This is a genomic window from Amycolatopsis sp. TNS106 (genome assembly GCF_019330265.1).
Classification (GTDB): Bacteria; Actinomycetota; Actinomycetes; order Mycobacteriales; family Pseudonocardiaceae; genus Amycolatopsis; species Amycolatopsis lurida.
Genome location: NZ_CP024972.1, coordinates 4,504,900 through 4,529,729, shown reverse-complemented (window position 1 = coordinate 4,529,729; position 24,830 = coordinate 4,504,900). Strand labels below are relative to the sequence as shown.

Annotated in this window: 27 protein-coding genes; 10 read left to right on the top strand and 17 right to left on the bottom strand. The window is 66.5% G+C overall.

Features of this window, described 5'->3' with window-relative positions; genetic code table 11:
* Positions 1 to 29: 29 nt before the first annotated feature.
* Positions 30 to 1,070, bottom strand: a complete 1,041-nt coding sequence (locus CVV72_RS20355; RefSeq protein ID WP_219145322.1) for a LacI family DNA-binding transcriptional regulator — start codon at positions 1,068 to 1,070, stop codon at positions 30 to 32.
* 80 nt (positions 1,071 to 1,150) lie between these two features.
* Between CVV72_RS20355 and pip the strand changes: the two genes are divergently transcribed.
* The 3 genes from pip (at position 1,151) to lpdA (ending at position 4,785) form a co-directional block, all read left to right on the top strand.
* Positions 1,151 to 2,518, top strand: coding sequence for a prolyl aminopeptidase (pip, locus tag CVV72_RS20350; RefSeq protein WP_255632190.1), 1,368 nt, complete (start codon positions 1,151 to 1,153; stop codon positions 2,516 to 2,518).
* A 63-nt stretch (positions 2,519 to 2,581) separates the two neighbouring features.
* Complete coding sequence (locus tag CVV72_RS20345) at positions 2,582 to 3,352, top strand: 1-acyl-sn-glycerol-3-phosphate acyltransferase (RefSeq protein WP_219145320.1); 771 nt, start codon at positions 2,582 to 2,584, stop codon at positions 3,350 to 3,352.
* A 47-nt stretch (positions 3,353 to 3,399) separates the two neighbouring features.
* Positions 3,400 to 4,785, top strand: coding sequence for a dihydrolipoyl dehydrogenase (gene lpdA, locus CVV72_RS20340; protein ID WP_219145319.1), 1,386 nt, complete (start codon positions 3,400 to 3,402; stop codon positions 4,783 to 4,785).
* A gap of 64 nt (positions 4,786 to 4,849) precedes the next feature.
* Here the strand turns inward: lpdA and CVV72_RS20335 are convergent, their stop codons facing one another.
* From CVV72_RS20335 to CVV72_RS20295, 9 genes are all read right to left on the bottom strand, one after another.
* Positions 4,850 to 6,103, bottom strand: coding sequence for a site-specific integrase (locus CVV72_RS20335; RefSeq protein WP_219145318.1), 1,254 nt, complete (start codon positions 6,101 to 6,103; stop codon positions 4,850 to 4,852).
* Positions 6,103 to 6,282 carry a helix-turn-helix domain-containing protein gene (locus CVV72_RS20330; protein ID WP_007033922.1) on the bottom strand — a complete coding sequence of 60 codons (180 nt, stop codon included), beginning with the start codon at positions 6,280 to 6,282 and terminating at the stop codon, positions 6,103 to 6,105. Before CVV72_RS20330 ends, CVV72_RS20335 begins: the two co-directional genes overlap by 1 nt.
* A 10-nt stretch (positions 6,283 to 6,292) precedes the next feature.
* Positions 6,293 to 7,912 carry a replication initiator gene (locus CVV72_RS20325; RefSeq protein WP_219145317.1) on the bottom strand — a complete coding sequence of 540 codons (1,620 nt, stop codon included), beginning with the start codon at positions 7,910 to 7,912 and terminating at the stop codon, positions 6,293 to 6,295.
* Positions 7,912 to 8,298, bottom strand: a complete 387-nt coding sequence (locus CVV72_RS20320) for a hypothetical protein (RefSeq protein ID WP_219145316.1) — start codon at positions 8,296 to 8,298, stop codon at positions 7,912 to 7,914. Before CVV72_RS20320 ends, CVV72_RS20325 begins: the two co-directional genes overlap by 1 nt.
* A complete protein-coding gene (locus tag CVV72_RS20315; RefSeq protein ID WP_219145315.1) occupies positions 8,295 to 9,869 on the bottom strand; it encodes an FtsK/SpoIIIE domain-containing protein in 1,575 nt (524 codons plus the stop codon). The genes CVV72_RS20320 and CVV72_RS20315 overlap by 4 nt, the downstream gene beginning before the upstream one ends.
* A 309-nt stretch (positions 9,870 to 10,178) precedes the next feature.
* Positions 10,179 to 10,433 (bottom strand): AMED_5909 family protein, encoded by a 255-nt coding sequence (locus CVV72_RS20310; protein ID WP_219145314.1) that lies wholly within the window; start codon positions 10,431 to 10,433, stop codon positions 10,179 to 10,181.
* On the bottom strand, positions 10,411 to 10,659 hold the full coding sequence (locus tag CVV72_RS20305; protein WP_219145313.1) for a hypothetical protein: 249 nt from the start codon (positions 10,657 to 10,659) through the stop codon (positions 10,411 to 10,413). The genes CVV72_RS20310 and CVV72_RS20305 overlap by 23 nt, the downstream gene beginning before the upstream one ends.
* A gap of 288 nt (positions 10,660 to 10,947) precedes the next feature.
* Complete coding sequence (locus tag CVV72_RS20300) at positions 10,948 to 11,409, bottom strand: hypothetical protein (protein WP_219145312.1); 462 nt, start codon at positions 11,407 to 11,409, stop codon at positions 10,948 to 10,950.
* 4 nt (positions 11,410 to 11,413) lie between these two features.
* Entirely contained in the window at positions 11,414 to 11,659 is a 246-nt protein-coding gene (locus tag CVV72_RS20295; RefSeq protein WP_125800488.1) for a hypothetical protein, read from the bottom strand.
* Between the two features lie 242 nt (positions 11,660 to 11,901).
* Here CVV72_RS20295 and CVV72_RS20290 point away from each other — a divergent pair, with 242 nt between their 5' ends.
* Genes CVV72_RS20290 through CVV72_RS20275 form a run of 4 tightly spaced genes read left to right on the top strand, consistent with a single transcriptional unit; the run spans position 11,902 to position 15,343 of the window.
* The gene (locus CVV72_RS20290) at positions 11,902 to 12,645 is read left to right on the top strand and encodes a DUF5919 domain-containing protein (RefSeq protein WP_005162385.1); all 744 of its coding nucleotides are present in this window, start codon (positions 11,902 to 11,904) and stop codon (positions 12,643 to 12,645) included.
* 10 nt (positions 12,646 to 12,655) lie between these two features.
* Positions 12,656 to 13,126: an NUDIX hydrolase gene (locus CVV72_RS20285; protein WP_219145311.1), complete on the top strand. Its 471-nt coding sequence runs from the start codon at positions 12,656 to 12,658 to the stop codon at positions 13,124 to 13,126.
* Between the two features lie 54 nt (positions 13,127 to 13,180).
* Positions 13,181 to 15,142 (top strand): hypothetical protein, encoded by a 1,962-nt coding sequence (locus CVV72_RS20280; RefSeq protein WP_219145310.1) that lies wholly within the window; start codon positions 13,181 to 13,183, stop codon positions 15,140 to 15,142.
* An 18-nt stretch (positions 15,143 to 15,160) separates the two neighbouring features.
* Entirely contained in the window at positions 15,161 to 15,343 is a 183-nt protein-coding gene (locus CVV72_RS20275; RefSeq protein WP_219145309.1) for a hypothetical protein, read from the top strand.
* 775 nt (positions 15,344 to 16,118) lie between these two features.
* Here the strand turns inward: CVV72_RS20275 and CVV72_RS20270 are convergent.
* Positions 16,119 to 16,490 carry a PH domain-containing protein gene (locus CVV72_RS20270; protein ID WP_026467493.1) on the bottom strand — a complete coding sequence of 124 codons (372 nt, stop codon included), beginning with the start codon at positions 16,488 to 16,490 and terminating at the stop codon, positions 16,119 to 16,121.
* Positions 16,491 to 16,574: 84 nt separating this feature from the next.
* Between CVV72_RS20270 and CVV72_RS20265 the strand changes: the two genes are divergently transcribed.
* On the top strand, positions 16,575 to 17,345 hold the full coding sequence (locus CVV72_RS20265; protein WP_219145308.1) for an FHA domain-containing protein: 771 nt from the start codon (positions 16,575 to 16,577) through the stop codon (positions 17,343 to 17,345).
* A gap of 19 nt (positions 17,346 to 17,364) precedes the next feature.
* Here CVV72_RS20265 and CVV72_RS20260 read toward each other — a convergent pair whose 3' ends face one another.
* From CVV72_RS20260 to CVV72_RS20250, 3 genes are all read right to left on the bottom strand, one after another.
* Positions 17,365 to 17,661: a hypothetical protein gene (locus tag CVV72_RS20260; RefSeq protein ID WP_034312745.1), complete on the bottom strand. Its 297-nt coding sequence runs from the start codon at positions 17,659 to 17,661 to the stop codon at positions 17,365 to 17,367.
* Between the two features lie 75 nt (positions 17,662 to 17,736).
* Complete coding sequence (locus tag CVV72_RS20255) at positions 17,737 to 18,816, bottom strand: winged helix DNA-binding domain-containing protein (RefSeq protein WP_219145307.1); 1,080 nt, start codon at positions 18,814 to 18,816, stop codon at positions 17,737 to 17,739.
* A 2-nt stretch (positions 18,817 to 18,818) separates the two neighbouring features.
* A complete protein-coding gene (locus CVV72_RS20250) occupies positions 18,819 to 19,946 on the bottom strand; it encodes an epoxide hydrolase family protein (protein ID WP_219145306.1) in 1,128 nt (375 codons plus the stop codon).
* Positions 19,947 to 20,008: 62 nt separating this feature from the next.
* On the opposite strand from CVV72_RS20250, the gene CVV72_RS20245 reads away from it, so the two are divergent.
* On the top strand, positions 20,009 to 20,962 hold the full coding sequence (locus CVV72_RS20245; protein ID WP_219145305.1) for a YafY family protein: 954 nt from the start codon (positions 20,009 to 20,011) through the stop codon (positions 20,960 to 20,962).
* On the opposite strand, the gene CVV72_RS20240 is transcribed toward CVV72_RS20245, so the two are convergent.
* A complete protein-coding gene (locus CVV72_RS20240; RefSeq protein ID WP_255632189.1) occupies positions 20,940 to 21,401 on the bottom strand; it encodes a GNAT family N-acetyltransferase in 462 nt (153 codons plus the stop codon). The genes CVV72_RS20245 and CVV72_RS20240 overlap by 23 nt on opposite strands.
* Before the next feature lie 99 nt (positions 21,402 to 21,500).
* On the opposite strand from CVV72_RS20240, the gene CVV72_RS20235 reads away from it, so the two are divergent.
* Positions 21,501 to 22,412 carry an NADP-dependent oxidoreductase gene (locus CVV72_RS20235; RefSeq protein ID WP_219145304.1) on the top strand — a complete coding sequence of 304 codons (912 nt, stop codon included), beginning with the start codon at positions 21,501 to 21,503 and terminating at the stop codon, positions 22,410 to 22,412.
* Between the two features lie 18 nt (positions 22,413 to 22,430).
* Here CVV72_RS20235 and CVV72_RS20230 read toward each other — a convergent pair whose 3' ends face one another.
* The gene (locus CVV72_RS20230; protein ID WP_219145303.1) at positions 22,431 to 23,987 is read right to left on the bottom strand and encodes a substrate-binding domain-containing protein; all 1,557 of its coding nucleotides are present in this window, start codon (positions 23,985 to 23,987) and stop codon (positions 22,431 to 22,433) included.
* Entirely contained in the window at positions 23,984 to 24,775 is a 792-nt protein-coding gene (locus CVV72_RS20225; protein ID WP_034312994.1) for a phosphate ABC transporter ATP-binding protein, read from the bottom strand. The genes CVV72_RS20230 and CVV72_RS20225 overlap by 4 nt, the downstream gene beginning before the upstream one ends.
* Positions 24,776 to 24,830 lie beyond the last annotated feature (55 nt).

Genomic DNA, 24,830 nt, shown 5'->3' with positions numbered 1-24,830 from the left:
AGTCACCTCATGGGCCGCACACAAGGGTTTCAGCGAGCGGGAGCGGCGGTGCTGCGGCGCAGGACGACCTCGCCGGACATCCGCACCATGCGCGGCCGGGTGCCGGGCGATGCCTTGAGCGCCAGGTCCATGGCCCGTTCGCCCAGCTTCTCCAGCGGCAGCGCGACCGTGCTCAGCGCGGGCGTGAGATCGCGCACTACCGGGATGTCGTCGAAACCGGCGATCGACATCTCGCCGGGCACGGAGACGCCGGCGTCACGCAGCGCGGACATCGCGCCGATGGCCATCACGTCGGTCACCGCGAACACACAGGTCGGCCACTGCTTCCGCGGTCGAGCCAGGACCTTTTCCATCGCCTCGTAGCCACCGTCGCGGGTGAACGCCGCCTCGAAGACGTCGTCCTCGGCCAGGTCGACGCCGTGCTCCAGCAGCTCCGCGGCGAAGCCGTCGAGACGGTCCACGACGGTCGTCAGGCTCTTCGGTCCGGCGAGCACGGCGAACCGCCGGTGCCCCAGGTCCAGCAGGGCCTTCGCCAGTTCGGCGCCGCCACCGCGGTTGTCGGGCTGGACGGTGTCCACCTTGAGCCCGCGATGCCTGCTGACCGCGGCCACGTGCCCGCCGCCGCGCCGGTACGGCTCGAGTTCGGCGGCCATCGCCTTTTCCCACGCCTTGTCTTCGAACGCGGAACCGATAAGCAGAATGGCCGACGCGCGCTGGGCACGCAGCGTCGAAACGTAGGCGACCTCCTTGGCCGGATCGCGGAACGTGCTCGCGAGCATCACCAGAAGATCGTTTTCACTCGCCACCCGCATGACCCCGCCGGCGATCGCGGCGAAATACGGATCGCCGACGTCGTGGCAGATCACTCCGACGGTGGGCCGTGAGCCACCGGCCAATGCCTGAGCGTGAGCGTTGGGGGTGTAGGACAGCTCGGAGGCCGCGGCGATCACTCGTTCGCGGAGATCTCCCCGGACGGTGGCGGTGCCGTTGAGTACGCGGGACGCGGTCGCGAGCGACACGTCCGCGGTGCGCGCCACATCCTCCAGCGTCACGTGGGGGCGAGCCTTCATCGATCCTCCAAGCGGGCGTTTGGGGCATAGTGGCGGACATGCTCGGCCTTTACCCGGAAATCGAACCTTACGTCCAAGGGATGTTGCCCGTCGGTGACGGCAACGAGATCTATTGGGAGGAATGCGGCGATCCCGAGGGCAAGCCGGTGATCTTTCTCCACGGTGGCCCCGGTGGTGGTTCGAGTCCGAGACATCGCAGGCTGTTCGACCCCGAGCGGTACCGGATCGTCCTTTTCGATCAACGCGGGTGCGGGCGCAGCACGCCGAACTGCGCCGGCCGGGATGTCGATCTCTCGGTCAACACGACCTGGCATCTGGTCGCCGACATCGAGCGCTTGCGCGAGCATCTGGACATCGAACACTGGATGGTCTTCGGCGGTTCGTGGGGGAGTGTGCTCGGGCTGACCTACGCGGAAACCCACCCCGGACGCGTCACGGAACTCGTCCTCCGCGGCGTCGCGACCTTGCGGGTGAAGGAACTGCAATGGATCTACGGCGGGGGCGCGGCGTTCCTCTTCCCCGAGGCGTGGTCGCGTTTCCTCGCACCGGTGCCGTATTCGCGCCGCCAGGACAACCTGATCGAGGTCTATCACGAACTGCTGAGCCACCCGGATCCGGCGGTGCACGGCCCCGCCGCGATCGCGTGGAGCCGCTGGGAGGGGGAGACGGTCAAACTGCGCCCTCAGGACGAAGTGATCGACGCGTTCAGCGATCCTTCGTTCGCCCTCGCGATCGCGCGCATCGAGAACCACTACTTCCGGCACGGCGGCTGGCTGGCCGAAGATCAGCTGCTCCGCGACGCCGGGAAGCTCCGGGGCATCCCGTGCGTTCTGGTCCAGGGACGCTACGACGTGGTCACCCCGGCCATCACCGCGTGGGAGCTCAGCCAGATGCTGCCCACCGCGGAACTGGTGATGGTCGGTGGTGCCGGTCATGCGTTCGACGAACCCGGCATCCTGCACGAGTTGATCAGCGCGACCGACCGATTCGCGTCAGACTGGCAGGGCGCCGGTACACCCCAGGACGAGAGGAACGCAGACATGCTTTTCGGTGACGAGCACGTCCGTCGCTACGAAGAGACCGACGGCGAGGTGGGCCACGACTGGGAGAAGGGCGCGCCCTGCCTCGTCCTCACGACGAAGGGCCGCAAGACCGGCGAGGACCGCAAGTTCGCGCTGATCTACCAGTTCGACGATGACGGCAACCCGGTGATCGTGGCGTCCAAGGGCGGCGCACCGGAGGACCCGGGCTGGTACAAGAACCTGCAGGCCAACCCCGAGGCCAAGGCCCAGGTCAAGGCGGACAAGTTCACCGTACGGGCCCGGACCCTCGAAGGCGAGGAGCGCGCGAAGCTGTGGGAGAAGCTCGCCGCGGTCTGGCCGGACTACAACGAGTACGCGAAGAAGACCGACCGTGAGATCCCCGTGGTGGTGCTCGAGCGCGTGTGATCCGCGCCGCGTTCGCGCGCGGTTTCAGCCGAACCGGGGCCGATTCGGCTACGAATTACGTCCATGGTGCTGAGACCCCGTGAACGCTGGACCGCGCTGAGCCCCGTTTCGGGTGACCTGCTGACGTTCCGCCAGATGATCGCCTTCGGCCGGCGCTTCGCCCGCGCCGGCCGGGGCGCCTGGTTCGCCTTCGCGATCAACGTCGTGTGGCCGTTCCTGGTGCTGTTCACCCGCTTCCGGGTGCGCGGCGGGGAGCACCTGCCCTCGTCGGGCGGCTTCCTCGTCGCGTCGAACCACCTCTCGTTCGCCGATCCGACGACGGTGACGGCGTACTGCCTCGCGCACGGGCGCGTGCCGCGCTACCTGGCGAAGGCGAGCCTGTGGGACGCGCCCGTCATCGGCTCGGTGATGCGCTCCGGCAAGCACATTCCCGTCTACCGCGGCGCGGCCACGGCGTCCGACGCGTACCGCGACGCCGTCAGCGCCGTCCGTGAGGGTGAATGCGTCGTCATCTTCCCGGAGGCGACCTTCACGGATCACCCGGACGGGTGGCCCATGCGCGGCAAGACCGGGATCGCGCGGATCGCCCTGGAGACCGGCGTCCCGGTGATCCCGCTGGCGAACTGGGGCACGCACCATCTGCTGCCGTCCGACGCCGTGCTTCCGCGCGCCTTCCCGCGCAAGACGGTGAACCTGGTCGCCGGTCCGCCGGTGGACCTCTCGGATCTCATGACGTCCTCACCGTCCCGTGAGGTGCTGGAGGAGGCCACGAAGCGGATCATGACCGCGGTGACCGACCTGCTGATCGAGATCCGCGGCTCGCGCCCCGAGTAGGCAGTCTCACCCTTCGGACCGTCCCGGTGAGGGGTAGGTTTCGGGGTATGAGTGCACACTATGACGTCGTTGTCCTGGGGGCCGGAGTCGGCGGTTACGTGGCGGCGATCCGGGCGTCGCAGCTGGGGCTGAGCGCGGCGGTCGTGGAGGAGAAATACTGGGGCGGCGTTTGCCTCAACGTCGGCTGCATCCCGTCGAAGGCGCTGCTGCGCAACGCCGAACTCGCGCACATCGTGACCAAAGAGGCGAAGTCGTTCGGGATCCAGGTCGAGGGGAAGGTCAGCTTCGACTACCAGGCCGCCTTCGACCGCAGCCGCAAGGTCGCGGACGGGCGCGTCAAGGGCGTGCACTTCCTGATGAAGAAGAACAAGATCACCGAATACGACGGGCACGGCACCTTCCTCGACGCCAACACCATCGAGGTCAACGGCGAACGGGTCACCTTCGACCACTGCGTGATCGCCACCGGCGCCACCGCGCGTCTGCTGCCGGGCACCACGCGCAGCGACCGCGTGGTCACCTACGAACAGCAGATCATGGAAAACGAGCTGCCGGAGAGCATCATCATCGCCGGCGCGGGCGCGATCGGCGTCGAATTCGCCTACGTGCTGCACAACTACGGCGTGAAGGTGACCATCGTCGAGTACCTCGACCGGATGGTCCCGCTCGAGGACGCCGAGGTCTCCGCGGAACTCGCGCGCCGCTACCGGAAGCTCGGCATCGAGGTGCTGACCTCCACCAAGGTCGAGTCGATCGACGACACCGGCGAACAGGTCCTCGTGACCGTGTCGAAGAACGGCGAGCAGCGGGTCCTGGAAGCGGACAAGGTGTTGCAGGCCATCGGTTTCCAGCCGCGGGTCGAGGGCTACGGCCTGGACAAGACCGGCGTGGAACTGACCGAGCGCGGCGCCATCGCCGTCGACTCGCGCGGCCGCACCAACGTCCCGCACATCTTCGCGATCGGCGACGTCACCGCGAAACTGATGCTCGCGCACGCGTCCGAATCCATGGGCGTCGTCGCCGCCGAAACCATCGCGGGCGCCGAGACCATGGAACTCGACTTCGTGATGATCCCGCGCGCGACCTACTGCCAGCCGCAGATCGCCAGCTTCGGCTGGACCGAAGAACAGGCCCGCGAAAAGGGCTTCGACGTCCAGGTGGCGAAGTTCCCCTTCACCGCCAACGGAAAGGCACACGGCCTCGGCGAGGCCGTCGGCTTCGTGAAGATCCTCAGCGACGGGGAACACGGTGAGCTTTTGGGCGCGCACCTGATCGGCCCCGAGGTGACCGAACTGCTGCCGGAGTTGACTTTGGCGCAGCAGTGGGACCTGACGGTGCACGAAATCGCGCGGAACGTGCACGCTCACCCGACTTTGGGTGAAGCGGTGAAGGAAGCCGTGCACGGCCTCGCGGGCCACATGATCAACATGTAAGCGTGAACCTGCCCTGACCTGCATGTTTGCGGGTCAGGGCAGGTGTCAGGCCGTGGCCAGGCCGTCATGCAGCTCGGTCATCGGAGGCGGGGTCTTCGAGCGCCTCGGCGAAGAAGTCGTCGACGGCCTTCCGTGTCCGGGCGTGGCTACTCGGCAGGAGATGCGTGTACACCCGGAGCGTGAAGCCGGGGTCGGTGTGGCCGAGGTACTGAGACAACGCCTTGATCGACTCGCCAGCGTCGAGCAGGACCGAGGCGTAGAGGTGCCGCAGCGCGTGCACGCCGTCCGCCCTGGTCGGCTTCTCCACCCCGGCGTCCTTGAGCGCGGGCAGCCAGAAGTTCACCCGGAACCACTCCGCCCGGAAGACCCGCCCGTACCCGTTGACCATGAGCAGACGGACCGTGGTGGGTTCGCCGCCCGGATGCGACCAGGGGAGCGTGACTTCGGTCGCCGGGAACTCCTCGGCGTACTCGTCGAGGAGGCCGAGCAGTTTCCGCCCGATCGGCACCTCACGCGACTTACCGCCCTTGGGCGGAGCGAACACCGGTTTCCCGGCGACCACTCGCACCTGTCGGGTGATGTACGCCAGGTCCTTGGTGCGGTCGACGTCATCGAGCGAGAACCCGAACAGCTCACCCTTCCGCAGTCCCAGACCGGCCGGGACGTCGACAGCGGGCTTGTACCGCCTCGGAAGGTTGTCCCGCACCGCCCGAGCCCGTTCACGAGACCAGGGCACGACCTGATTCCGGCTCGCCCTCGGACGCGAGATCACCTTGGACAGCGCCGGATTCTCCGAGATCTTCTTGTCCGCCATCGCGAAGTTCAGGATCGACACCAGGTGCCCGAAGTAAAGCGCCCGCGACGTCTCCGAGGCTTCGTCGTCCTGGAGCTTTCGTAACCACGTCTGGATGTGACTCGGCCGGATCGACCCGACCGCCTTCTTGCCGAAGTACGGAAGCAAGTGAACATTGACGCGCGTCGCGAAACGCTCCCGGCTGGTGTAGTCGACCGTCTGCGAGTCCAGCCAGCTTTGCGCTACGACCTCGAACAGCACCAGGCCCGCGCGAGGGTCGATGTACTTGCCCTCGCGCTTGTCCGACTCCATCTCGATGAGGAAGTCTTCGGCGCGCTTCTTTTGCTTGTCCGGAAAGGACTTCGACCGCTCGCTACCGTCCGGGTCGAGGTAGCGGACTTTGTACCGCATCCCGACGCCGTGCAGCTCGGTCTTCTCCAGAACGGGTTTCCCGCGAGCGTTGAGCCGCAGGTTCCCCTTGGCGTCCTTGGCGGGTTTGTACCAGCGGTCTTGGATGTGTCCCATCAGGCGGCCTCCTCAGCAACCCAGGCCCGGACCTTCGTCGGGTCGTAGCGGAGGTGACGGCCGATCTTGCGTACCGGCGGCCCCTCACCGAGCCATTTCCATTGGTAGAGCGTCTTCACTGGCACGCGGAGGTAATCCGCGACGTCTTCGACTGACCACAGTGGATCGATGCTGTCCACGTTTTCCCCCTTAAGCCGCGAGCGGAGTTGCCGAAAGATTTGGAGGACTCTGTGCGGCTAGTAGTGCCTTGTCGTACTCGGCTTTCCACGTGATCCGTTCCGAGATGGCGTGCATCACCAGGTGGTCGCGAGGTGGCACATTCGCGTCGCCGGAGTCGACCTTGCGCCACACCAGCCGGGCCGGGTCCGGTGCCGGTTTCTCGATCCCCACGGCCGCCAGCGCTTCGATCACGAACGCCTTGCGGTCCGCTTTGTGATCGACGAGCGTCTTGCCGGACCACTTGCGCGACACCAGCACCCGCCGACCGGGGAGCCCGAGTGTGGTCCGCCGATGAGCCCGTCCCTTGCAGTGCCCCGGAGTGGTCTTTCCGTTGGCACCCTTGGGATTGATGCCGTACAGCAGCCACACTGCACACCGGGGCGAGCAGGGTGTCACCGACAGCTCCGCGTGCAACCGGTCGTGGTGATCCTTCTGCCGCACGGTGCCGGCTTCCACGACCTCACCGGTGGACTTGGTGAGGTACTTGGTCAGATAGCCGATGTGCCGCCCGGCCTCTTCCGTCCCGCCGAGGATGCCCTTCGAGTGCACCTGACGGCCGAAGGTCACCACGTGCGCCGGGGCTTCCACGGCCTCCACCGCGTCGTCCCACTCGGTCAGCGGCTCGCGGGTATCCGGGTCGACGAACACCCGATGGTCTCCGTCCCACAGCGGCATCCGGTCGACGTAGACCACTTCGTCGTGCGCAGGCCACCACACCTGGTGATAGGTCGCTTCGGTTACTTGCCGGATGACGTCATGCGGCACCGATCCCCGGATAGCCGCGTGCAGGTGTGGCGCGGCCCGCCGTTGGGGTTCGACGGTGGCGAAGTACTGCGCGTCCCAGCCCACGACCCGCCGCAGGTTCTGCCACCAGCGATCCACGAGCGCGGAGAAGTGGACCGCGTCCCGAGCTGCCCGCCGGTAGTCATAGGTCGACGGGTTCACCGGTGCGCCGTCCGAGCGGACTGGGCCGTAGGTGTCGCAGGTGAGCGTGACGAACATCGACGGCCGAAACCGTCCCGCGTACTCCCGGCCCACGGTGGTCTTGGCGACCTTGCGCCGAGGGAGGTTCGGAGCGTCTTGCCGCCTCTTGGTCGACCGCTTCACCGCCTTCTTCGTGGGCAGGTCGATTGAAGGGAGACGGCCCCGCATCCCGAGTTGCCGAAGTTCCTCATCGACGCTCTGGATCTCCTCCCGCAGCTCCTCCGCTTCGGCCTGGTCCGTCTCTTGCCGGTAAGCGGCGACGAGGTCAGCCCGGAAGGCCAGTAGCTCCGTCTGTGTCTCGGACGGTGGCTGTGCGGTGAAGTCGGGTTCTTCGGTCATGTGCCAGCCCTCGCGGCACTGAACCTGTCGCAGCGCCTTGGCCTTGCGTGCACAGGGCAGGCACACCGATTCGACCGTCGAGCCGCAGGGAACGGGGATGTACCGGAGTTCGCCGGTGTCGGTGTCGCCAACCTCCATCGTGAACGGCCGGACGCACACGCCGTGCTTCTCAGCCGTCGCCTTCACCACGTCCGATGCCAGCGGTTCCCGCATCCGAATGGCCCGGGTTTTGGCCGGCGGGGTCACCGCGGCTTCCTTCGTACTCATCAGGCAGCCACCTCCCCAGGGCTGTTCCACTGCCGCAGGACGAACACCGGCATCTCTTGCCGCATCCCCGCAGGCAGGTCCGGGAAGGTGGCTTCGTCGAACCAGACACCGCCGTAGACCACCACCGGGATGCCGCAGGGAGTCCGGCCAGTAAGTTCGAGATGCACCGAGGCACCGCCCTCAGGGCGCCACAGCGACGCCTTCACGTCCTCCAGGGAATTGGCCCAGGTGAGCAAGCCGCGAGCGACGTTCTCAAGCCGACGAGAGTCGAGCTGCACCGTGATCGGATCAGGCCCTACTCCAACCCGGACCGAGGCAGCCGGAGGCAGCGCGAACGAGTCGAGGTGATCGCGGATCGCGTCGAGGAAGACCATCAATCGGTTCACGCCGCCACCCCCTCAGGACCGCGACGGGTGGCCAGGTCGACGACATGCGCGCCGCCGTTGGTCACGTAGGTCTCCAGCGCCTTGACCGTCTCGTCCGGCACCCAGCCAGCACGGACCCGCAGCGGTTCGCGGATGCCTTCGCCCCAGATGTAGCCGACGCCCGCAGCTGATTCTTCGATTCGGTTCGCCCACGCACCCCGCTCATAGGCACCGTCGCCGAGGACCATCCCGACGTGTGTCTTCGACGTGACGCGCAGGCACACCCTCCGGGGGAACAGCTCCCGAACCGGAACCGTGTCCTTCGTCGGCTCCTGGACGTATCCGCGCACCGTGTAGCCGAGCGCCCGGCCCTGTGTGGTCAGGATGGCGACCCGTTCGACGATGGCTTCGCGGGTCTTGCGGTCGGTGTACTTGGTCAGCGCGCCGATCTCGTCGAACTCCAGAACCTCCAACGGGTAGTCGGTGGAAATCGGCACCTCACGGGTGTGCCCAGCGAACTCGCGCTTGCGGGATTCGAGGTTGTCGAGCAGGTCGTCCAGGACCTCGATCGCTTCCTTGCCTGCAACCCCGTAGCGGGCGAAGATTCCACGTCCGTAGGCGAGTTCCATCCCCTTCGGGTCGATCCCCGAGACGCGCACCGTCCCGGCCCGGATCGCCGAGGCCGCCGACACCAGCGGGGACCACATGACCGAGTTCTTTCCTGCGCCTGTCGCCCCGGCGACGAGCATGTGCGCGCCCGGACCGGTCAGTGGCAGCCGCCAGTCCTTCCCGTACTCGGTGCGTCCGGCGAAGACCCGCCGCAGATCCACGCCGTCGACGGCCGCCAGTTCCGGCAACTCAGCACAGTCCACCGAAGCTTTGAGGAGGTCCCGGCGCTGGAAGTCCAGTGAGACGACGTTGGGTTCCAGTTCCCGCACCTGGCACCGCGTGACCTTGCGAGCCACAGCCAGCGCGCGGGCGGCGTCGTCGAAGTCCTCCGGCTTCTGACCAGGCACGAGCCGGACGCGCACTTCATCCCACGACGGCCCCGACTTCACACCCAGCACCTTCGGCACCTGCACCGCAGCACCACCAGTAGCGCGAGAGACCGCCTTCCGGCGACGGCCGACGAGGTTCACAGTGACTTCGACGGGCATGGTGCCGTCGGAGATGGACAGGCCGCAGGCGTGCAGCCAGCCGGGCAGTTTCCGGGCGTAGGTGAACCAGCGCAGCCACCACGCCCGCAGGAACCGGCCACAGCACCGGTCGAACGACACCACGTCGAGCAGCCGCCACACCAGCAGGCCCACCGAGACCGACCCCACCGTGATCGCGAGTGACGGCCAGCCGAGCCGCTGCCACCAAGCCACCACTGCGACCACACTGAGGCTGGTTCGCCAGTGCGTGAAGACCTGCTTTCCCAGCCACGCCAACAACTTCACCGCCGACCACAGGGCGATGAAGACCACCGCAGCAGCGGCCAGGACTTCCGCGATCGCGGCAAGGGCGCGGCCGAGCTTGTGCAGCAGCCACACCACCACACCCAGCACCCCGCCGCCGACGAGGAGAAGACTGATCCCGTTCGCGTTCATCGGCGACCACCGCCGGTCAGATCCAGCGGCAGCATTCCCCGGCGAGGAGCACACTCGGTCTCGCCAGGCAGGAGCTTCGCGAACCGCTTACAGACTGTGCAGCGCGTTCGGGTGACCCCGTCTAGCGGCCGGTTGTTGTCATCGTTTAGCGTTGTCATTGTTCACTTCCAGTGGTTGTGGACAGCGCAGGACCGGCGAGGTTCCTAGGCCAGTTACCGGTTCTGCGCCTTACGAGACGAGGGAAGCGCGTGAGGACGTGTTTGTACGCCGCACGTCCCCACGCACGTTTTCCCTACGGCTGTTCAGTTCTCAGCTAGCTTCCGTCTTGTTCTTCTGGATCTGCGCGGCCACCTCCTCCGCCTTGCGCTCCTCGTAGCCCACCCAGTAACGGAGTTCGTGGTGGTGTGCGCGGTCCACATCGGACACTTCGCGATACATGCGCGCGTTGGCCTGATGGAACTTCAGCCACGTCGTCAGGTTCGACCCCGGCTTCGGGCGACGAGCGGAGGCGACGAGGTGCGCGTCCTGAAGCGTCTGCGGCTCATTCCGGCCGGGCGTCGTCATCGCGCACCGTCGCGTGTTTGCCGAGGAACACGGCCAGTTCGTCCGCGCTGTCGCGGATTTGGCGAAGGAGCCGGATGAATTCCGGCCACTCGGCCGGGTCGGACGGCGGCAGGATCGCCAGACTGTCCGGGTCGAGATGGATCACCAGAGCTGGGTTCGCCGAACCATTGCCCTGCATTCCCGCGACCGCCTGCTGTCCCGGCTTCCACATCGCGTTGAACGCCACGGCCTTGCCCTTCCTCGCTGTAGGCGCGCATCTCCCACGACCGCGCGTTCTCCTCGAACCCCTCGGCAGCCGCCGACACCGCAGCCAGCACCCACCACGGCAACTGGCCCTGAGCCGCCAGGTCTCGCCATGCCGACGCCACCGCCAAGGAAGCGACGGCCACGTCATGCGCCGCCAGGGCGTCCCCGCCCTGCGCAGTCCGCTGCGTCATCGCGCTGTAGTGGCGGTACGCGGCTTCCCAGGTTTGGACCAGGTGCGGGGATGCCACCCCCAGCGCCCCGCCCGTCATCACGCCGCCTTGGGCGTTGACTCGGCAGCGGCGGAGGCCCGGCCCGACTTCGCTCCGCCACCGGACGCCGCAGCCTTGAAGCCGGTCGCGCGGAACAGGTAGGACTGGTACTTGAACTCGCCCTGACCAGCCACCTTCGGCTCAGCCGTCAGGCCCTCCAGCTCGATCGGCCGCATACCCGGCAGCACCTCCGACGTGGTCGGCACCGGCTGCACGTCGGCCAGCAACGTGATCTCGAAAGACGCCCGCTTGGCCTTCGTCTCGTCCGGGTCGGTCACGGTGACCTTCCACTGACGCTTGCCCGTCACTTCGTCGACCCGCTGCCGAGCCGGACGACCCGCAGCACGGTCTTCCCGCGACTGGTACTCGTTGTCCGGCGAGACTTCGCCGACCATCACGAGGCCCTGCCCAAATGCTTCGTCGAAGTCGATGGCGAAGCGGTGTCCTTTGTAGATAGCCATGTCGTTAGTTCCCTTGCTTGTCTGTGTCTGTCGGCACTTCGTCGCCGTCTTTGCCCCTTGCGGCAGCCGCGCTCAGTGCGGCCTGGACCTCTGCGAGTTCTCTCCCCAGCACCGCTATCGCGTCGGAATCGACGAGCAGGACCACGGGGAACGCCTTGCCGAAACGGATCTCCGCCCGGTTGGCGTAGGTGAGCGCACGGACGCGGATCGGCAGGTCGGCCGTGACGTGGATCTGGACCGTGTCACGCATCGGGCGCTCAGATCGCGAACCGGCGAGCTGTCCACGATCCCGAGCCGCGCGCGGACGCTGCCCGACCGGCGGTTGGAGTCGTCATGCCTGCCTCCCTCTTGGTGTCGAGGTGCTGGGGCGAGTCCCCGGCAACCTGGCACCTAATCTCCGCCAAAACGCGGGACGTGATCACCACGTGGCGGGACATCTAGGGACGTCCCTGGTACGGTCGAAGACGTCCCTACAAGTCCCTAGGAGGGCGGATGCCGAACGAACGCCTGCGGGACGCCCTGCTGCGCAACGGCCTCACGCCGAAGCAGGTCGCCGACGCCACCGGGGTCGATCAGAAGACCGTGGAACGGTGGATCACCAAGGGGCGGACGCCGTACCCGAAGCACCGGCACAAGATCGCTGCAATGGCGCGCGAGTCCGAGACCTACCTCTGGCCGGACTCGGTGGCCCCGGAGCGCAAGGCCGAGACGGCCGCCGCCGAGGTCGTGCGCGTGTTCCCACACCGCAACGCCATCCCCGTCGAACTGTGGGACCGGCTGATCAAGGAAGCGTCGGACACCGTCGAAGTCCTGGTCCACGCCGCGCTGTTCCTGGTGGAGCGCCCGCGGTTCATCAAGGACCTGACAGCAAAAGCGCAGGCCGGGGCCAAGATTCGGTTGATTTTCGGAGATCCCGAAGGGGAGAGTGTCGCTCTGCGCGGCGACGAGGAGCAGCTAGGCGACGGGACGCTTGCGGCACGCATCCGCAACGCGCTGGCGTTCTACCGGCCGCTGATCGGGGTAGACGGGGTGGAGATGCGCTTCCACAACACCACGCTCTACAACTCGATCTTCCGCTTCGACGACGAAATGATCATCAACACGCACGTCTACGGCTTCCAGGGAGCCCATGCCCCATCCCTGCACCTCCGCCGGCTATCCGCCGGGGACCTCTTCGAGACCTACTCGGAGAGCTTCGAGGCCGTCTGGAACCTCGCCAAGCCCGCCACCTTCTAGGAGGCCACACATGGCACGCGTCGACTACTACAACGACCCGAACGCCCCGAAGGCGAACAGCATCGCGGTCGCGGTGTCCGCGTTCATCCAGGACGACGAAGGCCGCATCCTCATGATTCGGCGGACCGACAACGACCTGTACTCAATCCCTGGCGGGCAGCTTGAGCTTGGGGAGACCTTGGCGCAGGCCGCCGTGCGGGAGGTTCGCGAAGAGACCGGGATTGAGTGCGAGGTGACCGGGGTGATCGGTCTGTACTCCAACCCCAACCACGTCATCGCGTACGACGATGGCGAGGTGCGGCAGGAGTTCTCGATCTGCTTCCGTGCCAACATGCTGGGTGGGCACGTTCGAGGCAGCTCGGAATCGTCCGAAGTCGTTTGGGTGGAACCAGAGCGGCTCGAAGGTATAGCTATTCATCAGTCGATCAGGCTGCGCGTAGGGCATGCTCTTGAGGGTTCTTCACAAGTCTACTTCAGTTGAGTTACATGCATCTTGAACATGTAACACGCGCTCGCTACTGGCCGACATGTGGATATGGCACAGAATCCCGACCAATCTAGGCTGCCTCACATCGTAAGCGGCCCTGCGGTGTATCTAAGCGAGGGCGACAAGGCGAGAGCTATTGATCTTCGCCGCCTTGTTGCAGGTCGGGCACCAAACGGAATACCCGCGAACTTTATATTCACGCCACAGGAGAATGAAGCCTACTTTGTGGGCACTGCCATTAAGGCGTTGAACGCTAAATGGAAGGTAATCAAAAGTGGGCTGATTGTTCCGGATCATCTGGCTCAACCTTCTGCGCCGATTGATCAGATTAGCGTTTATCTGACTTCGGATGAAATATTCGGGTTCCCTGTTCCGCCATCCCTCCTAGTTGAAAACTTGAGAGATCTGACAGCGGAGACTGTGCTGCGCACTTCAGCCGCTATTCTAGCGGACTATAGGCATCCGGGTGTTGCGCGGGCGGAAGTCGACAAAAAATACGCGGCAATGTGGTTTACGTCGCCAACAAAAGAACGCGTCCTGAACCTATTGCGAGAGCCAAGTCGTAGCCTGGTGGTTCCCCAGGTCTTATATACCCTTATTTGCCATTCAATGCGACTTAGTGGCGATTCGCTCTTGCCGGAAGTGAGCGCCGGAAACTTCGTAGTCGCCCTGATGGTGGCTCAGCAAGAATTCGGAGATGGGCCCGGATCTGGCGATGAGCACGTAGTTACGATGAAGCCAGGAATGCTGGGAAGGGAGATGATCTCAAACCAGATATTTAACTCTGTAATAGATGAAGCTCATCTATTGGCAAGATTTGCCAGAATTTGGCTCCAGTTATCGACCGAGCTCGAAGGTGAGCCGGAAATAGAAGACCTTGAGAAGGGTTATTCTGAAATTGTCGGAGTGCCACTGAGGGATGTACTGGCCGTGGGGCTGATTCTATTTAGTGTCGCGGTGAGCGGTCGGTCGATGATAGGGCCTGAGTACTTTTCTAAGCTGGCGTGGGACAAGGAGCGGCTGGATCGTGCTCTGTCTGTATTTTCTGTAGAGCTTCCTGAGTTTCGCGCGGCGATTCTGGCTGAGCGGAAGGCGGAGCAGGTAAGTTGGAGGTTCGATACATTTGGCCGGTTTCCGGTGGTTAGAATGTGGCATGGTGGCATCATAGTCCTGGATATCGCACTACTTTTGCCGAGGGTGTTTGGCTGGCTACCAATCTTTGATATCGAGTTTGCTGCCAAGGCTAGCGGAAGTCGAGAGAAGCGTAAGAAAGCTGAGCGGCTCAAGCAAAGCTTGCGCCGACTGTCAGAAAAATACTGTGCTGAGGTACTAGACAGCATTGCGGGTGCCGGCACCGGCCAAAGGCGCGTGTATCACGACGAACAGCTTAAAGCCGCGTATGGAAATCGTGACGGCGTCAGAATTGCGGATGCGGCAATTGATTATGGCGACTCCTGGATTGTTATAGAGGCGACGACCACTCAGCTTAAACGCGATTCAGTTTTCGGCATCTCGGATGATTCTGTGGTGGACGATCTTGTTAAGCTGGTCGGTGAAGTTGAACAAGTGGATTCATCGATCAATTCGATTCGAGTCAATGAGACTGCTCTGACAGGCTATCCGTCCGGAGCTAAGAAGAAATTCTTTCCTGTCTTGGTCTTAACGGAAGGCTTTCCCGTAAACCCGATTTCATTGACCCTGCTTCGTGAGCATGTTGACGAAGCTGGTTTGCTTCAAGGAGATGACGTTGCACCCTTGGAGGTGGTCGATATTGTCGAGCTTGAAATCGTCGAGAGTCTACAGCGAGAGGGCGGCCCTAGTCTTATTAAGCTTCTTGAGCTAAAGCAAAGCGCGGAATTATGGCGATGCAGTCTTCGTGACTTCATTTTAGTTGAACTAAAGCTATTCCCGCGCCGGCCTGATCGTATTGATCAACTATGGCACGGTCTCACCGACGAGTTAGCCCGGCGGATGTTTGGTGACGAAGTGGTTGATCAACGAGGCTTCTAGCTTGCCGAACTTGGCTCTATGGGATCAAGGTGCGCCGCCGTCGGCGGCGCGCTGGTCACCTTGCGTCCGCGTCTCGCCTGCGGGCGCACCTTGCCCGACACGGCGGGCTGCCGCTCCGCTCCGCCCACCGGCCGGGCGGTGCGCCCGCTGAAGCCGTGGACAGGTGTTGCCGCCGCCAGCGGCGCGCAGGTACGCCAATGAGCACGTCGGCCTCCTCACTGAGACATTCGTGCCACCGATGTCGCAGACGGACCAACGGCTGTTACGCGGAGCCATCGCCCCGATGCCAGATCGTCACAACGGCCGTCACGACGCGTCAAGGCGGGAAAGCGTGCCTTGACCCGACGCGACGGCCGCGTGGATGGCTTCGTATCGGGGAGATGGGGGAGGAGTGGTCAGGCCGTCTCCAGGCCGTCAGACGTCGGGTAGGGGTGAGAACACGCGAGAAGTGTTCAGCCCTATCCGCGCAGGTCAGCGACCATCCAAAGCGATCATGCCGAGGTCAACGAAACTCAGGGATCAAAAGATCAACATGTAGCCGGTCTCGTGAGTGGTAAGGACGGTTCTAGCCGTCCTTACCACTCACGACCACCTGAGCCCAGGCGGTGGTTTCGCGTGACTGCATGGACGACACGCGCACGACCCGGGCCCGTAGCGAGTCGTCCGTCTGGACACACGTGTCGTCCGTCGGATCACGCGAGTCGTCCGCCCAGTCACGCGAGACGGCCATTCGCGCACGCGACCGGCGCCACCGTCCCGAGATGCTCACGACACAGACCAGGCGTTGCGAAAGCCACTTTCGCAACCTTCAACGTTGCGAAAGTGGCTTTCGCAACGCCCGGAGCCGGCGGGAGTCGCATCGCCCAAGTGGGTCGTGAGTGGTGAGTGACGTTAGAACGTCACTCACCACTCACGACCCACCCGGCCCAACGCCCACCGCAGCCCACCCAACGCAAGTAGGTGACTGATTGCGGGACTAGAGCGTGTGGGTCGCGATCAGCTGGCCGATCGCCCGGATGTCGGAACCGCGGAATTCGAGCCGCACGTTCCCCAGCCCGCTGAACCAGAGGTCCAGCTCGGCGTCGAGGTCGAAGGTGCCCGCGGTTTCGATCGAAAACGCCTGGATCCTGTTGTAAGGCAGCGAAGTGAAGTCCTTCTTCTTGCCCGTCATGCCCTGGACGTTCACCGCGATCAGCCGCTTGTTCGTGAACACCACGAAGTCGCGCACCGCCTTGAACGACGAGATGATCTCCTCGCCGGGGATGATGATCGGCTGCACCGTGGGCGCGATGTCCTTCGGCTTGCACGGCGTGAGTTTGAAGACGGTGTCCTTGGAGAAGTCAATCATGTACTCCAACATACGGACGAACGCGACACCGGGACCCGTCCCCGGCGGCGTCCCGCATACTGCCGGGGAACAGGAGGAGGCACGATGAAGCGGCTCACGACGACGCACGAGAGCCTGGCGCTCGGCGTGCCGCCGTCGGCTCCCGGCGCGGTGTTCGCGCTCACGCTCGCGGGCGGCGTGTCCGTCGACCCCGGCGAGGGCGGCGAGATCACTTTCGGGCGTAATCGGCCGCAGGTCGACGTCTGTGTGGGGGAGAACGACCTGCAGGTCAGCCGCAGGCACGGGCTGCTGAACTTCGCCGACGGGCAGTGGTGGGTCAGCAACACCGGCCAGCTGCCCATCCGCTTGCCGAATTCCCGCTGGCTGTCCCGCGGCGAGGAACCGATCCCCCTGTCGGACGGGTACACGCCGCTGTTCGTCCGCGGTTCGGGCAGGCGGGAGCACCTGCTCGAGTTGTACGTCGCGGGTCCCGAGGGCGGACAGCCCGCCACCCGGCACGACGACGTCACCGTGCCGCCCCGCCGCTGGCGTCTCAGCGCGGAAGAACGCCTGGTCCTGGTCGTCTTCGGGCAACGGTATCTGCTGCACGACCTCAATCCGCAGCCGTTGTCCCGTCAGCAGACGGCCGAGGTGCTCGCCGAACTCAGGCCCGGTGAGACGTGGACCGCCCGCCGGGTCGAGCACGTCGTCATCGACGTCCGGGCACGGCTGTCCGCCGGCGGTGTCTTCGGTCTGCGGCGCGAAGAAGTCGGCGAGCCGGTCGGCAACACGTTGAACGACAACCTGCTGCGAGAGCTCGTACTGTCCACGACCCTCGTCCCACCGGATCTCGCCCTGCTCGAGGCGCTCGACTGAGTGTGTCCATAGAGGACGGTCAGCTCACGCCTTCCATCGCCGTCTTGGCGACATCGCTTCCTCTTTCCGCCTCGCCCGCGACCTTCACCAATGCCGCGGTCGCCTGATCCCGGCTCTCTTCGGCCTTCACGCGTCCCGCCGAGGCCGCGTTCACGCCGAAGAAGGCACCCACCACGGTGCCGATCACCGTTCCCGCCGCGGTGATCACCGCCGTGACGTCCGACGTGTTCGGGTACCGCCAGACAGCCGCGACCGCGATCACCGCGAGCGCGCTCAGCCCCGCCAGCACCGTCATGAACCCGTAGTTCTTGCTCATGGCCCGCTCCCTTCAGGCTCTACGCGCCATGCTTCGCCCGAACGCCGCCCTTCGTTACGGCAAAAGGCCGGACCGTTATCCGTCGAGGCCGAAACGGATGTCGGGCGCCGAGCCCGGTACTACGAATTCCAGGAGCCGGGCGCCCTCTTCGGCGATCGAATCCTGATCCCGCAACGGCTTTCGCGATTCGATCGTCAGGGTCGCCCCGTTGATCGCCCAAATGGCCAGGAATTCACCGTCGACGAGCAGGGTTCCCCGGCGGCCGCCGTTTCCCGGAGGCAACGGCACGCGGCGGCCGTCGGGGATCACTCGCGCGCGGTCGGCGTGGGAGAGCAGGACGTTGTCGTACTCGGGCAGGAATCGGGGCGGTGCCGGGGTTTCCGGGTCGGGGCGCGGTGCGTCGGGAAGGTCGAACAGTTCCTTCCCCGCAGCGTCGCGGAAGGTGATCAGCTGCGGCCGGAGCCGCTCGAAGACCTCCTTGAGCCTCGTGAGCCCCGACCAGACCTGCGCGTCGCGGACGGTCGCCGGGCCGAACGCCGCGAGGTAGCGCAGTACCAGGTCGTCGAGGGTGATGCCGTCCGTGATCGGTGCGCCGACCCAGTCTTCGAGCAGGGCGAACGCGGCAGGCCCGGTCCGGCCCCACAGGCCACGCGGGGTCACGTGCGCGAGCGGGAGAAGGCTGTTGACCGCGTAGCCGAGCGCGGGCAGGTCCGCGTCGGGCCACAGGGGCGCGAGCGCGGTCCGGATTTCGGCGCGCGTGCGGGGCCGCTCGGACAGCAGCGCCTTCCCCGCTTCGGCGACCGCGACGAGGTCGAGTCCGGCGATCTCCCGCGAGTAGTGGCCGAGGAAACCGCGCTCGACCACCGATTTGACGGTCGGCCACAGGGCGAGGCCGTCGGCGGCCGTCACCAGGTGCACCGTCCCGCGCATCAGCGTCGACCGGACGACCTCGCGGGCGGCCAGCGGTTTCGCCAGCTCGTCCACCTGGAAGTCGCGAAGCCGCGACCACAGCCCGACATAGGACGAGTCGGGGGCCTGAGCCTGGAGGCCTGCCAGCCGCTCGATCGCGGTGACGGCGGGGAGATCGGCGCGCTCGAGCAGGAACTGCCTGGCCAGGGTCGCGCGGTTGAGGGCCCGAGGGCTCAGCTGCTCCATCGTCAGACGCACTTTCGCAGGAAGGAACGGAGGTCTTCGGCGAACAGACCGGGGACCTCCATCGCCGGGAAATGGCCGCCGGTGTCGTACTCGGACCAGTGTTCCACCGGGCCGTCCTGGAGGCTCCGGATCGTGGTGTCCCCGGCGAAGACGGCGATCGCCCGCGGCGGACCGGCGGGCGCCTCGCTCCAGCCGCCCTGGGACATCTGCCGGTAGGCCTCCATGCCTTCGTACACGGCATGCGCGGAGGCGGCGCCCGCACCGGTGAACCAGTACAGGCTGACCGCGGTCAGCAGGTGGTCGCGATCGACGGCCTCGTCCGGCAGCGCCTTGGCCGGATCGGTCCATTCGGCGAACTTCTCGACGATCCAGGCGAGTTGGCCGGTGGGGGAATCGTTCAGCGAATAGGCCAGCGTCTGCGGCCGGGTGGCCTGAAGGTGCAGGTAGCCGAGGCCGTCGGACTGGAACCGGTTGAAGCGTTCGCCGCGCTCGCGGTCCTTGTCATCGAGTCCGTCCAGCTCGACGGCCGGGCCGAACGGCATCCCCGCGCTGGTCCCGGTGAGGTGCACGCCGACCACACGGTGCGCCGCGATCATCGACAGGATGCCCGCGACTCCGGCGCCGGCGTCGGTGCCGTGCACCCCGAAGCGCTCGTAGCCGAGGCGGTCCATCAGCGTGGTCCACGCCTGGGCGACGCGGAACAGGTTGCCCCAGCCGGGGCCGCTCACCGGGTTCGAGAACCCGTAACCGGGCAGGGACGGGATGACCAGGTGGAACTCGGCGCTGAGTTCCTCGACGACTCGCCGGAATTCGAACGGCGAGCTGGGCCAGCCGTGCGTGAGGAGCACCGGCAGCGCGTCCGGGGCGGTCGAGCGGATGTGCAGGAAGTGGATCGTCTGGCCGTCGATCTCGGTGGTGAACTGCGGGAACTCGTTCAGCTCGGCTTCCTGGGCGCGCCAGTCGAAGCCGTCGGCCCAGTATTCGGCCAACCCCTTGAGGTAGGCGACCGGGACGCCTCGACTCCAGTCTCCGGTGACCTCGCGGGGCCAGCGGGTGCGGTTCAGGCGGTCCTTCAGGTCGTCGAGTTCGGCCTGGTCGATGGCGATGCGGAAGGGCTTGATCTCGGTCATGGGGCTAGATTAGGAACAATTGCGGAAAGGTTCGTTCCGCGATCGCGGACAAGGTGGGATTCATGGCGGAAACTTCGGCGAGACTGCTGCGGCTCCTGTCGTTGCTGCAGGCCAGGCGCCTTTGGACGGGCCCGGAATTGGCGGATCGGCTCGACGTCACCACCAGGACCATCCGGAACGACATCGAGCGGCTTCGGGGCCTGGGCTATCCCGTCGACGCCACTCCCGGCGTCTCCGGTGGCTACAGCCTGGGCGCCGGCGCGGCGATGCCACCACTGCTGCTCGACGACGAAGAGGCGGTCGCGGTGGCGATGGGCCTGCGCACGGCCGCGGGCGGCACGATCGCGGGGATCGAGGAGACGTCGGTGCGCGCGCTGGCGAAACTGGAGCAGGTGCTGCCGTCACGGCTGCGGCATCGGGTCGCGGCGCTGAACTCCGCGACGCTCGCGGTGCAGGGCGGCGGCCCCACGGTGGACGCCGACGTGCTCTCGGCCATCGCCGCTGCCTGTCGTGACCGCGAGACCCTGCGCTTCGATTACTCGGGGCACAACGGATCCGAGACACGAAGGCAGGTCGAGCCGCACCGCGTCGTGCACATGAGCCGCCGGTGGTACCTCGTCGGCTGGGACGTCGACAAACAGGACTGGCGCACGTTCCGCGCCGATCGGATGCGGCCGCGGACACCCAACGGCCGACGTTTCGAGGAGCGCGAACCACCCGAAGGCGGCGTGGTCGCGTACCTCCAGCGAGGCGTCGGCGCCGCGTTGTGGCGGCACCATGCGACGATCCGGCTGCAGGCCCCGGCCGCCGAAGCCGCGGCGAAGGTACCGCCCGCCGTCGTCGTCGAAGCCCTCGACGAGCGGACCTGCCTGCTCAAAGCCGGTGCGGACACGCTGGAGTACCTGGCGCTCTACCTGGGCCTGCTCGACACCGACTTCGAGGTCGTCGACTCGCCGGAATTCGCCGGGCACCTGCGCAAACTGATCGGCCGGTTCAGCCGTGCGGTGGGTGCTTGACGTCGAAGACCAGTTCCGGCCGCTCCCAGGTGATCTTCGGCGGGCTGGGCGGTACGACGCCGACGCGGCGGGCGCCCATCCGCTCGTAGAACCCGGCGGCCGGTGGATGGGAGACGACGCGGAGCTCGGTCATCCCGAGGTTCGCGGCCTCTCCGAGCATGTGCTCGACCAGCCACGCGCCGATGCCGGTGCCCTGCGCCGAATCGGCGACGAACAGCAGATCCAGCTCGGCCGGGTACTCGATCAGGCTGTAGAAGCCCACCACGTCCCGCTGGGCGTGGGCGACGAACGCGGGATGGGTGGCGAGGTAGTCCTCCGTGACCTGATAGTTCTCGAGGATCGACGCGTACTCCCCTTGGTAGGCGGCCGATTCGTGCATCAGCGCCGTCAGCCTGCCGGCGTCGGAAGCGTTTGCCCTGGAGATGCGGTAGCTCGTCACGAGCGCAGCTTAGAACGTCACACCGACAGTTCTTGACCTCCAGCTATCTGGAGGTATGAGGCTGGGTTCCGACAACAGGGGACGAACTGGAGGAACAAGATGAAAGCGGCCGCGTTCACGGAAGCCGGTGGCCCGGAAGTGCTCCGGGTGCTGGAGCTGGAGGAGCCGCACGCCGGGGCGGGGGAGGTCCGGGTGCGGGTGAAGGCGGCGGGGGTGCAGCCGTACGACGCGGCCGTGCGGGCGGGATGGGAACCCGCGGGGCTCGAGCTGCGTTGGCCGCGTGTCCCGGGGAATGAGTTCGCCGGGGTCGTCGACGAGGTCGGTTCCGGGGTTACCGGCCTCGTCGCGGGGGCCGAGGTGCTCGGCTTCACCGCCGTTCAGGCGTACGCCGAGTACATCGTCGTGCCCGCGAAGAACGTCACGCCGAAGCCGGCGGAGATGCCGTGGGAGGTCGCGGGCGGGTTCACGGCGGGCACCCAGACGGCGTACCTGGCGCTGGACGCGCTGCGGGTCGCCCGTGGCGAGACAGTGCTGATCCATGGGGCGGCCGGTTCGGTGGGGACGGCCGCCGTCCAGCTCGCGGCGCTGCGCGGGGCGAGGGTGATCGGGACGGCGAGCGAGGCGAACCAGGAGTACGTCCGCTCGCTCGGGGCCGAACCGGTGGTCTACGGCGACGGCCTCGCCGACCGGGTGCGCGTCCTCGCGCCGTCCGGTATCGACGCGGCGCTGGACGGCGCGGGCGGGGCCGCCTTCGACCTTTCGCTGGAGCTGGTCGGGAATCCGGACCGCGTGCTGACCCTGGTCGAGCACGGGCGCGCGCCCGAGGTGGGGGCGCGGGTGGTCACCGGGACCCGGTCGGCCGAGCGGCTGGGGATGCTGGCGTCGTTGTACGCCAAGGGGGAACTGCGCTTCCTCGTGCGGCGGACGTATCCGTTCGGCGAGGCCGCGGCGGCGCACCGGGAGATCGAGACCGGGCACGGACGGGGCAAGGTCGTGCTGACCTTCCCGTGACGTCGACCTCACGAGCCCCTAAGTCCCTCGCAGCTTCCGGATCACCCCGCGCACCACCAACGGCGTCACGATCGCGACGAACAGCACCAGCGCCGCCCAGCCCCCGAAGCCGCCGAACCCGCCCTCGTCGTAGGACGCCGGTGCGGCTTCCCGCCAGTTCTTCGAGCCGCCGCCCGCCGATTCCTCATCCGGGCTCGCCGTCGCGGTCGCGGTCTTGTCGCCGGTGGCCGGACCGTTCGCGGGCCCGGCCGACTTGCTCGGCCCGGCGGCGCCCTGTCCGGCCGCGGGTTTGCCGTTCGGGGCGAGGATCCCCGCCGTCACCAGCGGGTCAGGCGGGCTGGCGGCGCCCGCGCCGAGGCTGCCGCGGAAGGTCGGGTTGGCGCAGTTGCTCGCGTTGAGCTGTTTCGGCGGCTGCCCGGTGAGCCGCGCGTTGGAGTTCATGATCTCCTGCGACAGGTTCGGCGGCAGCGGCGAGTAGCCGATGCGGGCCATGTTGATCTGGCCGTCGCAGGCGACGTGTTCGAGGAACGCGGTCATGGTGTCGGTCTTGCCCTGGTCGCCATAGCCGCCGCGGCAGGTGTCCCGGCCGCTCGTACAGGGCATCATGATGTAGGAGTACGCCGAAATGGGGTACGTCTTCGGGTCGGCGTTCGAGTAGACCTTGTCGAGTTTCTGGCTGAGGTCCGGGCGGAGTTCCGCGAACTTCAGCGCGGAGGCGATGTTCTCCGCGTAAGGCTGCGTGTACTGACCCGCACCGTTCTGCACCCACGCCGACGGCACGTTGTGGCGCTGCGCGTAGGCGAATTCGTCGTAGGCGATCGAGAACGGGATGGTCGCTTTGCCGATGGCCTGCGCGATCTGGTCCGAGTCCGCGAGCAGCCGGTACCAGTCGGCGTCCGGTCCTCGTTCGGGCAGCTGGATCGGGCGCACCCCGGCGGGCAGGCTGCCCATCCCGTTGCCGACGTTGCGGGAGACGAAACGCTGGTACGCGTCGGGTGCCGCGTGCGCGACGAAGTCGTAGAACAGCGCCGTCGTCCCGGACTGCCCGGTCCGGCCGACCAGCGTGATGGGCTGGTCCGGCAGCGACTTCCCGCCGTTGGTCGCGGTGATCGCCGGATCGCTCCAGCGGGTGATGTCCCGGCTGAAGATGCGGCCGATCACCTCCCGGGTGAGGTGCAGGTAGTCGACCCGTTTGCCCGCCTGGTCGGTGACGTTGTACATGACGGCGACCGCGCCGGCGACGTCCGGGACGTACTGGTAGCCGCGGGTCTGCGCGGTCACCCCGCCACCGCCCGCGGCGAGGAGCGAGGAGACCTCGGCTTCGGTCCCGCCGAAGTCGACGGTCCGGTCGCCGTACTGGTTGACCCCGGCGGGTGAGTTGGTCGCCGAGTAGTTGACCGGGATACCCCGCGACGTCGCACCGTTCTGCCAGTCGGTCATCGCCACGCCGACATAACTGGACCCCGAGCCGGTGACCCTGCTGAGCGCCGCCGCGCCGGGCGCGCCCGCCACGGAGATCGAGAGCAGCAGCGCCGAGATCCCGCCCAAAGCGCCCACTCTGCGCAAGGCCATCATCCGAATCGCCCGTTCACGTAGTCGAAGGTGCGTTCGTCCGACGGCGCGTTGAAGATCGTGTCCGTCGGACCGTGTTCGATCACCCGGCCGGGTTCGTTCTCGGCCGCGAGGAAGAACGCGCAGTGATCCGAAACCCGTTGGGCCTGCTGCATGTTGTGCGTGACGATCACGACGGTCACCTCGTGCCCGATCTCGGCGATCGTCTGCTCGATCCGCCGGGTGGACGTCGGGTCGAGGGCGGAGCAGGGCTCGTCCATCAGGAGCACGTTCGGCTGCACCGCGAGCGAACGGGCGATGCAGAGCCGCTGCTGCTGCCCGCCGGAGAGGGCGCCACCGGGCGAGCTCAGCCGGTCGCGGACCTCGCGCCACAGCCCGGCGCGTTCGAGACTCTGTTCCACGAGCGCGTTCTTGTCGTCGCATTTGACGCCGGCGAGTTTGAGTCCGGCGAGCACGTTGTCCCGGATGGACATCGCCGGGAACGGGTTCGGCTTCTGGAACACCATGCCGATGCGCAGCCGGACCTGCTGCGGCCGGGTTCCGTCGGCGTAGATGTCCTGGCCGTCCAGCAGGACTTCGCCGGTGAGCGACGCCGAGGGGACGAGCTCGTGCATCCGGTTGAGGATGCGCAGGAAGGTCGACTTGCCGCAGCCCGACGGACCGATCAGCGCGGTCACCTCTTTGGCGGGCATCCGCAGCGACACGCCTTCGAGGACCAGCCGGTCGCCGAACCAGGCGCCGATCTCCCGCGACTCGAGTTCGGCCGCCCCGGGCGGCGGGCCGCCGGTCAAGGTGACCTGAGGCCTGCCGTCGGCGTCGCGGGGGGTGAGATAGCCGGTGGAGTAA

Bases quoted from the DNA above. Each gene is read 5' to 3' on its own strand.
- CVV72_RS20325 (WP_219145317.1), bottom strand. From the start codon at position 7,912: ATGAGTACGAAGGAAGCCGCGGTGACCCCGCCGGCCAAAACCCGGGCC.
- CVV72_RS20250 (WP_219145306.1), bottom strand. From the start codon at position 19,946: ATGACCGAGATCAAGCCCTTCCGCATCGCCATCGACCAGGCCGAACTC.
- CVV72_RS20275 (WP_219145309.1), top strand. From the start codon at position 15,161: ATGGGATCAAGGTGCGCCGCCGTCGGCGGCGCGCTGGTCACCTTGCGT.
- CVV72_RS20285 (WP_219145311.1), top strand. From the start codon at position 12,656: ATGGCACGCGTCGACTACTACAACGACCCGAACGCCCCGAAGGCGAAC.
- pip (WP_255632190.1), top strand. From the start codon at position 1,151: ATGTTGCCCGTCGGTGACGGCAACGAGATCTATTGGGAGGAATGCGGC.
- CVV72_RS20245 (WP_219145305.1), top strand. From the start codon at position 20,009: ATGGCGGAAACTTCGGCGAGACTGCTGCGGCTCCTGTCGTTGCTGCAG.
- CVV72_RS20335 (WP_219145318.1), bottom strand. From the start codon at position 6,103: ATGGGACACATCCAAGACCGCTGGTACAAACCCGCCAAGGACGCCAAG.
- CVV72_RS20270 (WP_026467493.1), bottom strand. From the start codon at position 16,490: ATGATTGACTTCTCCAAGGACACCGTCTTCAAACTCACGCCGTGCAAG.
- CVV72_RS20255 (WP_219145307.1), bottom strand. From the start codon at position 18,816: ATGGAGCAGCTGAGCCCTCGGGCCCTCAACCGCGCGACCCTGGCCAGG.
- CVV72_RS20355 (WP_219145322.1), bottom strand. From the start codon at position 1,070: ATGAAGGCTCGCCCCCACGTGACGCTGGAGGATGTGGCGCGCACCGCG.
- CVV72_RS20280 (WP_219145310.1), top strand. From the start codon at position 13,181: ATGGCACAGAATCCCGACCAATCTAGGCTGCCTCACATCGTAAGCGGC.
- CVV72_RS20300 (WP_219145312.1), bottom strand. From the start codon at position 11,409: ATGGCTATCTACAAAGGACACCGCTTCGCCATCGACTTCGACGAAGCA.
- CVV72_RS20290 (WP_005162385.1), top strand. From the start codon at position 11,902: ATGCCGAACGAACGCCTGCGGGACGCCCTGCTGCGCAACGGCCTCACG.
- lpdA (WP_219145319.1), top strand. From the start codon at position 3,400: ATGAGTGCACACTATGACGTCGTTGTCCTGGGGGCCGGAGTCGGCGGT.
- CVV72_RS20235 (WP_219145304.1), top strand. From the start codon at position 21,501: ATGAAAGCGGCCGCGTTCACGGAAGCCGGTGGCCCGGAAGTGCTCCGG.
- CVV72_RS20265 (WP_219145308.1), top strand. From the start codon at position 16,575: ATGAAGCGGCTCACGACGACGCACGAGAGCCTGGCGCTCGGCGTGCCG.
- CVV72_RS20295 (WP_125800488.1), bottom strand. From the start codon at position 11,659: ATGCGTGACACGGTCCAGATCCACGTCACGGCCGACCTGCCGATCCGC.
- CVV72_RS20260 (WP_034312745.1), bottom strand. From the start codon at position 17,661: ATGAGCAAGAACTACGGGTTCATGACGGTGCTGGCGGGGCTGAGCGCG.
- CVV72_RS20310 (WP_219145314.1), bottom strand. From the start codon at position 10,433: ATGACGACGCCCGGCCGGAATGAGCCGCAGACGCTTCAGGACGCGCAC.
- CVV72_RS20230 (WP_219145303.1), bottom strand. From the start codon at position 23,987: ATGATGGCCTTGCGCAGAGTGGGCGCTTTGGGCGGGATCTCGGCGCTG.
- CVV72_RS20345 (WP_219145320.1), top strand. From the start codon at position 2,582: ATGGTGCTGAGACCCCGTGAACGCTGGACCGCGCTGAGCCCCGTTTCG.
- CVV72_RS20315 (WP_219145315.1), bottom strand. From the start codon at position 9,869: ATGAACGCGAACGGGATCAGTCTTCTCCTCGTCGGCGGCGGGGTGCTG.